The organism is Haloarcula amylovorans, from assembly GCF_004681185.1.
GTDB lineage: Archaea > Halobacteriota > Halobacteria > Halobacteriales > Haloarculaceae > Haloarcula > Haloarcula amylovorans.
On record NZ_SRIF01000011.1, the window covers coordinates 93,235 to 100,705 of the forward strand.

Below are 7,471 nucleotides of genomic sequence, written 5' to 3' on the forward strand. Positions count from 1 at the left end.
TCAGCTGCTGTCCTCCAATCGAACTGTCGTGTCCTGTCAGCGAGAGAGCGACGCATAGAATGTCCCAACCCATCTCTCAGATTCTATCTAATTCGACTGATATTCGTTTGTATCGCTTCTATATCCGAAAACGTGGAGTCTATGATTCTGATTCGCAGATAAACAAAGGTGAGTTAATCCTGGTGAGTTGGATCGTCACTTTAGTCTGCAGTCGTCGACGGATCCCGACGCCGACGGAGCCCCCAGCGCAGCTCCAAGCCGCCCCAGAGAAGCCCAGTCACGATCACCAAAGCGATCGCGAATACCTCCGGAACGCCCATCCACACGGGGGTGATGTACATCAGCCCATTCAGGTACTTCCCCGGGATGAGGCCCTTGATCGCGATCCAGAATTGATCACCGAGGGTGCCGGACCGAGACGCTATCTCGGCGGATTGGGCGCTGGGGCCATTTGTGGATTCGTCACCCGTTTCGAGGCGTTCAGCTTCATACGGGAACGCAATATTGATCTCCCAGACAACGTCACCGTTCTCGTCGACCTCGAAAACACGATTGCCGTTTGAATCCGAGATCAGCGTGTGGCCGTTGGGGAGCCGGTCGGCATCCCGGGCCCATTGCATTTGTGCGTCTCGCCAGACCCAGGTTTGCTCCCATCCTCCATCGGCTGTGCGCTGATATTCGAGTACACGATTATTCTCGCTGTCAGCGACGACGACTGCCGGCCCGCCGTTGCTCTCATTGATGAAATCCGGGTTGTGCTGTTCGTTGAGTACGTTATAGTCATCCTCCGCGCCGAGCGTCCACGTTTCGTCGACGGCGTGCTGTTGAGGCGTCAAAAAGACGACACGGTCGAGGTTGCGGACGCTTACCATGATACGACCGTCCTCTAAGACCTCGACGTCGTTGATGTGCGACCAGTCATCGGGATACGGGCCGCCAGACCTCTCGATCGGGAACGTATCGGAGGCATTCCATCGCCACTCGATGTCGTCGGTTTCGGTGTTCACGACGAACACACCGTCGAGATAGATATCCGCCACGACGACGTGCGTGTCATTGATCCGGTCGACGTCGTGGTACCGAGTCGCCTCCTTACCAGGCGTTGGTTGGCCCCATACCTCCTCGACTTCGCCGGTCGTGAGGTTTACGCGCTCGACACCGTTGTACGTACACGCGTTCACGTCGCCGTGCGTCTCGTAGTAGGTGTTCCAGGTGTCGTTGTCCACACCGTAGTCGCTCGGATTCCATTCGTCGGCGCTGGGGCAGGCGTCGCCTTCGCGGTGGTCGGCATAGGAGTATTCGACAGTGGTTTTCGTCCCAGGAACGGGGTCGACGTCCCAGTAGCGGGTATGGGTATCATTGTAGTAGCGAACCGTTCCATTAGGATTGAACGCAACGAGTTCGGCCCGGGCCCGTGGTCCTTCACTAGCCTCCCCCCGCCAGGAGTTCGAATCCGTCGCAATTACGGTAATACCATCCGATTCTGGCGTGATCGGGGCGCTCGAGTCGACTTCCCCGCGTTGGGAGAGATGAGATTCGAACGTAGTTTCTGCTGACGCCGTTGCGAAGCCGTACCCGATAGTGACGACAGAGAGCGCAAGGAGGACAGCGAACGCTATCCGAAGACGGCGTTTGGAGACCGGTTGCATTAGTTCTCTGTCGCGTGGTCGTCGACCGTCTCCGTCGCCTCTAACTCATCGAAGAACGCAGTAACACGACGTTTGATCTCGTCGCGCTGATCACGCGCTGCGTCAACGTCGTCACCGCCGGGATGCTCCAAATTCCAGTGCTGGCTCTCACCAGTCCAGTCTGGAGGACGGAACTCGTCGACTGAACACCCCATCGTGACGACGTAGTCTGCATCCTCGATATCGCCGGGCATGATCTTCCGAGGCGTCCGGTCGCTGATATCGATATTGCGCTCTTCCATAGCGTCGATGACGGCCTCGTGGATATCCTCGGCCGGGTCCGTGCCGCCGGTCACGATGTCGATATCGAGTCCTCGTTCGGTTCGTTCCCGCTCGGCAAACGCGGTCGCCATCTGACTCCGCCCAGCGTTGCCGACACAGACAAATGCGACACGATCAACAGACATATACTCCCAGTTCGACCGCGCGTAGTAAATAGATTCTCTATGTGAGTATCCCACATCTGATATACTGATGAACGGCTCCGTTCCAGCTATGTACTTCGAGCTGTTCCGGTGAATTCCTTCATTCGCTTGAGGGCGGTTTGAGCTTCCTGGCGATTCATCTCGAGTGACTCAATGACGCTTTCGGACAACTCGAGATCCTCAGCCAAGAGAATTAGCCGGTCGAGGAGTGTGATCTCCAGTCGCTCGTTGATCATTCCGATGCTGATGACATCGAGATCTCGGAGATCATCATCTTCGACATCAAGCACGTACTGATCTTTCTCCGCGAGCAGCCCTTCCATGATCGGACTCCCCTGTTCGCGCGGTTCCATATCGAGTGTAGAGAAGATAGCTTTGATCCGGTCGATCTGGTGGACCGTATCGCCTTCGTGGCCACCGAAGATGGCCCGTACCTCGTCGCTCGCTGCCGCGGCAGCGAGGTCACTGTGTAGGTCAAGGATTTCGATCTCGGCGTGGTAGAGTTTCTGGAGTTCCCTGTCGAAGAGTTCGCGCTTGGATGTGATCGACATTTCTGTTACGCCTCCTCCGAGTCATCGTCGACCAATTGGTCGCGCAGACAGTCCTGCACGACGTCGGTATCGACAGCCCCACTCTCCATGAGGAGATAGAGGCTGCCGGCGGACATAGGTTCATCCGACTGGAGGTCCTCGAGGAGTCCCGGGATCCCCACGTCGGTCGCATCGATGTCCAAGAAGACTGCGTCGACGAGGAGGCCGTCTCGGTGCCCGGCTCGTCGAAGGGCCGCCGTGAACAGCCGCTCAGGAACCGTGCCCTGCGACGCCTGCCCATCCCGCATCAGCGTGGCGACGCCGATTGTTCGAAGGAGAAACGCGAGGCCATCACGAACACCAGCTTGGAGATCCTCGTCCACATTCTGCCACTGCTGCCCCCCATCCACAACTTCACCGAAGATTTCACGCCACTCGTCGTCGTCCAACTCCTCAAGCAGAATCGAAAAATCCAGCATCGAGTTATAAACGCGCTCACGGATGTCCTGCCGGCGTTGGTACCGTTGCTGCTTCGCGTGTTGCCCGTCGTATACCTTCTCGCCAGTCAACCACCGGCGGTCTTCGGTGGTGAGCATCGCGTTCTTGCGGCCGGTCATATACACCTTGATGAGTGACAGCAGGATAAAACCCGTTCGGAAGTAAATCGGAGATGCTATACGACTATAGAAATATTATTTACCCTGCGGCGAGATAGCCGTCTATGAATCGTATCGTGTCTCAGCTGGAAACGACTGCCACCAGCGGCACTGCTGGGGTGTTCGGAAACGATGGCTGATGTCGAAGCAGCCAGTACTGTAGATGAATATAGCGGGCAATCGAGCCCTGCGAAACTCGTCGAGATTGCCCGCTATTTCCTCTTTATTGGCATCGTCGGATTCGGCGGGCCACTTGTCTACATCGCCATGATGGAGGACGATCTGGTCGGCGAGGAGTCCCGCAGGTGGACCGACGAGTCGATCTTCATGGAGGGGCTGGCGATATGTAACATGCTGCCCGGACCGGCGTCGACGCAGCTCGGCATCTTCATGGGCTGGATACGGGCTGGTAATCCAGGAGCGATCGTCGCCGGCTTCTTCTTCATGCTCCCGACGTTCGTCCTTGTGGTCTTCTTCTCCTGGCTGTACTTCGCGTATCAGACGCTGCCAGCGGTCGAAGCCTCCTTCTATGGAATCAATCCGGTGGTCATTGGGCTTATTGTCGGGGCGACATACTCGATGGCACAGAGTGCCCTTGCTGATGGGCAGTCGCATGCCGAGTTCGACATCGGGTCGGAGACCTGGTCGGTGGACTTTTTGTTAGTGGCGCTGCTGGTCGCGGCGACCGTCGCAACAGCCACGCTGAATCCGAATCCCGTCCTCGAGTTCATCGTTGCTGGACTCATCGCTGTCGCGCTCTATCGGTCGGACTGGGTACGGGCAAATGTGAAACGGATTACCGCTGCCGGCATCGTAACAGCCATCCTCGGTGGCCTGTACGCGCTCCGAAGTCGCGTACTGGATCTGGTCGGTCCCCGGGCCCGGACGGCAATCGAGGCAAGTCCGCTCTGGGGACTCGCGCTCGCGCTCTGGGCGAATCCGTGGGTGAAGCTGTTCCTGTTTATGATCTATACAGGGTCGTTCATCTACGGTGGCGGTCTCGTCCTCATCCCGTTCATCGAGAAGTACGTCGTCAACGAGTTCGCGTGGTTGACTGCACGGGAGTTCGTCGACGGCATCGCCATCGGCCAGCTATCCCCAGGTCCCGTCGTGATGACGACGGCGTTTGTCGGCTACAAGTTGTTGCTGGACGTCTCCGGCGGCGTCGTGTGGATCGCTATCCTGGGAGCGTTGGTCGCCACGATCGGAGCCTTTGGCCCATCCTTCGTGTTCATTATGGGCTTCTTCCCGTACTTCGCGCGGGTTCGCGAGAACGACGTCAGCCAGACCGCGTTAACCGGCGTCAACGCCGCCGTCGTCGGCGCAATCCTTGGAGCAACCGTCACGCTCGCCGCAGAGTCGTTCGTCGACGCCTTCACCGTCGCCCTCGCTATTGTCACGTTCGGGCTGTTCGTCCGCGGCACCCATGCGGCGTATTTGATTCTGGGCGGCGGCGGGATCGGCATAGCGTGGTACTTCCTCGTTCTATGACAGAGGCACAGCTCACCAACCACGACCTCACACGACGTTCGACACGGAGACAATCATGAGTCAGGAACAAGTCACGGTTGAAAGGGACGAATCGGGCCCGTTAGATACGTTTCGGCAGTTCTTCGCCCTTGAACGGGACGTACTAGTGCTGTCGCTGGCGATGTTCGCGTTCAGTCTCGGTTTCCAGATGACCAACCGGTTCCTCCCAGAGTACATCGTCGCCCTCGGAGCCTCGGGGTTCGTCGTCGGCCTCTTCGGAACCGTCGGTAACATCATCTCGGCAGTATTCCCGTATCCAGGTGGTGCCATCTCCGACCGCATCGGCTCGCGATACGCGCTCACCCTGTTCGGCTTGATTTCGACTCTGGGCTTCGGCGTCTGGTTGATCGCGCCGAACCTCGGTGTGATCACTATTGCCAGCGTGACGATCCCACCCTGGATCTGGATCTTCGTCGGTCTGCTGCTCGCGCAAGGGTGGAAATCGTTCGGCCTAGGCGCGACGTTCGCGGTCGTCAAGCAAGCAACCGATCCCTCGCGACTGGCTGCCGGCTTCGCCAGCACGGAGACGTTTCGCCGGACAGCGTTCCTCATCGGTCCGGTACTCGCGGCCGTCCTCATTGGCTTCCACCCGGATTTCACGGTGAGCTTCCAGTACGTCCTCGCCGTCGCCGTTGTCTTCGGGATTCTCGGGACCGTCGCCCAGCATCTCCTCTACGATGCCAGCGAGGACTCTATCGGAAGCTCCTTCGAGGGAATCGATCAGATCAGACGCGACCTGCGGAATATGCCCGAACCGCTCCGCCCGCTGTTGGTCGGGGATACGCTCGTCCGGTTCGCTAACGGGATGGTGTACGTCTTCTTCGTGCTGGTGATTACACAGTTCTACCAGGTCGGCTTCGAGACGACCGTCTCGCTGGCTGACTTTTCGTATGCGATCGATCTCTCGCCGGAAGCGTTCTTCGGCTACCTGCTCGGCGTCGAAATGCTGATTGCCCTCATCTCGATGGCGCCAGCAGCGAAAATCGCCGAGCGGGTCGGCCTCAAGCCCGTCGTTGCAGTAGGGTTCGCGGTGTACGCGCTGTTCCCGGTCGTTCTCATCGGCGGCCCGGAGGTCCTCGACCCGGTGATGCCGCTCCAGTGGGCGATGGTCCTCATCTTCGCGTTCTCGGGGCTGCGGTTCGCGGGGCTGCCCTCTCATAAGGCGCTGATCGTCGGACCCGCCGAAGCCGGCGCCGGAGGACGCGTCACCGGCACCTACTACCTCCTGCGAAATACCGTCGTTATTCCGAGTGCCGCACTTGGCGGCTACCTGTGGGAGTTCGTCAATCCAGAAATCGCGTTCACTCTCGCAGCAGTCATCGGCGTCGTCGGGACTGGCTACTTCCTGCTGTTCGGCGAAGAGTTCGAGGCGTATGTATGAGCAAGGCTGGCTCTGATTTCGTTCTCGATGACACTCGTCGGGACAGAAGGTGCCGACCACCCCAATGATACGTCAGTCCCGAGAGGAGATCGTCCCGCCCGAAGGGAACACCGTCGAACGCGGGACACGACTCCTCAAACGCTATCTAGAGGATGATCCGACTGCCGTGGAAATCGTCGAGGAGGCTGGCAAGGCATTTTGGGATGCAATGAAGAAGAGATAAGAACAGACAACGGACGAAACGAGAGAATACTCTGCGATGAAACCATATGCATTGAGACCACCAGTCTCAACTGCAGTCGGAGTTGGGAAGTCACAACCTCGGAGGATGATTCTGATGCGTGGCTTATTTCCGGCATAGTCCGGCACGAATCAGCCGCTCAGTAGGTGTGCGTCTTCATCACATTCCCAGTCTTTATTTCAGGATAGCACTTACATATCTCTTAGTAGTATGTATCCCGCCTTACTAATTGGTCTTGAGGGGTCGGGAAGTCCTATCGATTTCCTTCTAGCCGTGTTGATTTTGTTCGGTGTCTTCGCTGTTGTCTTGCTAATTGGCAGGCTATTTGATTCCGTTTTTTGAAACTGCAAATATCGGCATCTTGCAAACAGCTAGCTGGTAGCTGTATCCCCTTTACTGAGCAATCTGGACATGAAGATTGCAGCGGAGATCAGCTGAACGGGCCGTAAATTGAGCCTGCGAACTGAATATGAATAGGACAATGCCGTTATACAGTTACTTTTTCCACCAGTCTGGAAGACGACACCAGACCGGCATGAACACACCATAGAATGAGCCAAAAATGAGGATGCCCGCAACAACAGCCAGTTCTTCGCCTGAGACCAGTAGGACATCGCGGACGGCTCTAAGGACAGCGGCGACTGTGATAACCCATATTATGAGAGCTATCGACTCCTTGCCCGACAAGCCCGGTTCTCGCATAGACCTACTGTTGAAGTCCATCTCTAGCAGGGTTAATATTTCGGGAACGATACGGCTGATGATTTTATCTTTCTCAGGTGGTATTCTATATCTCACAGAGAGCGTTACATCGTTCCTCTGTACTGACCAATTTGAGGTGCTAATTCTACAGGAGAGATATTGTCTCTATTATACATTATACGTACGAACTGAGTGAAGCAAACTAAATGATAGTTCTCAACGGGCACTGTCTAGTTTAGGACCTCCTCAGCTGGAGTTCGATTGTTGAGCGATTGATGCGGTCGCTGCTGGTTATAGTAATGCATGAACTGTTCAAGC

Annotated in this window: 9 protein-coding genes; 3 read left to right on the forward strand and 6 right to left on the reverse strand. The window is 56.9% G+C overall.

What is annotated here, in order from left to right; genetic code table 11:
* Positions 1–200 precede the first annotated feature (200 nt).
* The 4 genes from E4S61_RS22530 to E4S61_RS22545 form a co-directional block, all read right to left on the reverse strand.
* The gene (locus E4S61_RS22530) at positions 201–1,649 is read right to left on the reverse strand and encodes an arylsulfotransferase family protein (protein WP_135306164.1); all 1,449 of its coding nucleotides are present in this window, start codon (positions 1,647–1,649) and stop codon (positions 201–203) included.
* Positions 1,649–2,095: an arsenate-mycothiol transferase ArsC gene (locus E4S61_RS22535; RefSeq protein WP_135306165.1), complete on the reverse strand. Its 447-nt coding sequence runs from the start codon at positions 2,093–2,095 to the stop codon at positions 1,649–1,651. Before E4S61_RS22535 ends, E4S61_RS22530 begins: the two co-directional genes overlap by 1 nt.
* An 86-nt stretch (positions 2,096–2,181) precedes the next feature.
* On the reverse strand, positions 2,182–2,664 hold the full coding sequence (locus E4S61_RS22540) for a DUF892 family protein (RefSeq protein WP_135306166.1): 483 nt from the start codon (positions 2,662–2,664) through the stop codon (positions 2,182–2,184).
* A 5-nt stretch (positions 2,665–2,669) separates the two neighbouring features.
* A complete protein-coding gene (locus E4S61_RS22545; protein WP_135306167.1) occupies positions 2,670–3,260 on the reverse strand; it encodes a hypothetical protein in 591 nt (196 codons plus the stop codon).
* A 171-nt stretch (positions 3,261–3,431) separates the two neighbouring features.
* On the opposite strand from E4S61_RS22545, the gene chrA reads away from it, so the two are divergent.
* The 3 genes from chrA to E4S61_RS25720 all read left to right on the forward strand — a co-directional run bounded on the left by chrA (position 3,432) and on the right by E4S61_RS25720 (position 6,433).
* Entirely contained in the window at positions 3,432–4,790 is a 1,359-nt protein-coding gene (gene chrA, locus E4S61_RS22550) for a chromate efflux transporter (protein ID WP_135306168.1), read from the forward strand.
* Positions 4,791–4,845: 55 nt separating this feature from the next.
* The gene (locus E4S61_RS22555; RefSeq protein WP_135306169.1) at positions 4,846–6,210 is read left to right on the forward strand and encodes an MFS transporter; all 1,365 of its coding nucleotides are present in this window, start codon (positions 4,846–4,848) and stop codon (positions 6,208–6,210) included.
* A 64-nt stretch (positions 6,211–6,274) separates the two neighbouring features.
* Entirely contained in the window at positions 6,275–6,433 is a 159-nt protein-coding gene (locus E4S61_RS25720) for a hypothetical protein (protein WP_167768621.1), read from the forward strand.
* 513 nt (positions 6,434–6,946) lie between these two features.
* Here the strand turns inward: E4S61_RS25720 and E4S61_RS22560 are convergent.
* Both E4S61_RS22560 and E4S61_RS22565 read right to left on the reverse strand, forming a co-directional pair.
* Positions 6,947–7,174: a hypothetical protein gene (locus E4S61_RS22560; RefSeq protein ID WP_245180915.1), complete on the reverse strand. Its 228-nt coding sequence runs from the start codon at positions 7,172–7,174 to the stop codon at positions 6,947–6,949.
* A gap of 209 nt (positions 7,175–7,383) precedes the next feature.
* Positions 7,384–7,471 (reverse strand): integrase core domain-containing protein (locus tag E4S61_RS22565; RefSeq protein ID WP_167768563.1); only part of this gene is annotated, 88 nt, incomplete at its 5' end.

Bases quoted from the DNA above. Each gene is read 5' to 3' on its own strand.
- E4S61_RS22530 (WP_135306164.1), bottom strand. From the start codon at position 1,649: ATGCAACCGGTCTCCAAACGCCGTCTTCGGATAGCGTTCGCTGTCCTC.
- E4S61_RS22535 (WP_135306165.1), bottom strand. From the start codon at position 2,095: ATGTCTGTTGATCGTGTCGCATTTGTCTGTGTCGGCAACGCTGGGCGG.
- E4S61_RS22540 (WP_135306166.1), bottom strand. From the start codon at position 2,664: ATGTCGATCACATCCAAGCGCGAACTCTTCGACAGGGAACTCCAGAAA.
- E4S61_RS22545 (WP_135306167.1), bottom strand. From the start codon at position 3,260: ATGACCGGCCGCAAGAACGCGATGCTCACCACCGAAGACCGCCGGTGG.
- chrA (WP_135306168.1), top strand. From the start codon at position 3,432: ATGGCTGATGTCGAAGCAGCCAGTACTGTAGATGAATATAGCGGGCAA.
- E4S61_RS22555 (WP_135306169.1), top strand. From the start codon at position 4,846: ATGAGTCAGGAACAAGTCACGGTTGAAAGGGACGAATCGGGCCCGTTA.
- E4S61_RS25720 (WP_167768621.1), top strand. From the start codon at position 6,275: ATGATACGTCAGTCCCGAGAGGAGATCGTCCCGCCCGAAGGGAACACC.
- E4S61_RS22560 (WP_245180915.1), bottom strand. From the start codon at position 7,174: ATGGACTTCAACAGTAGGTCTATGCGAGAACCGGGCTTGTCGGGCAAG.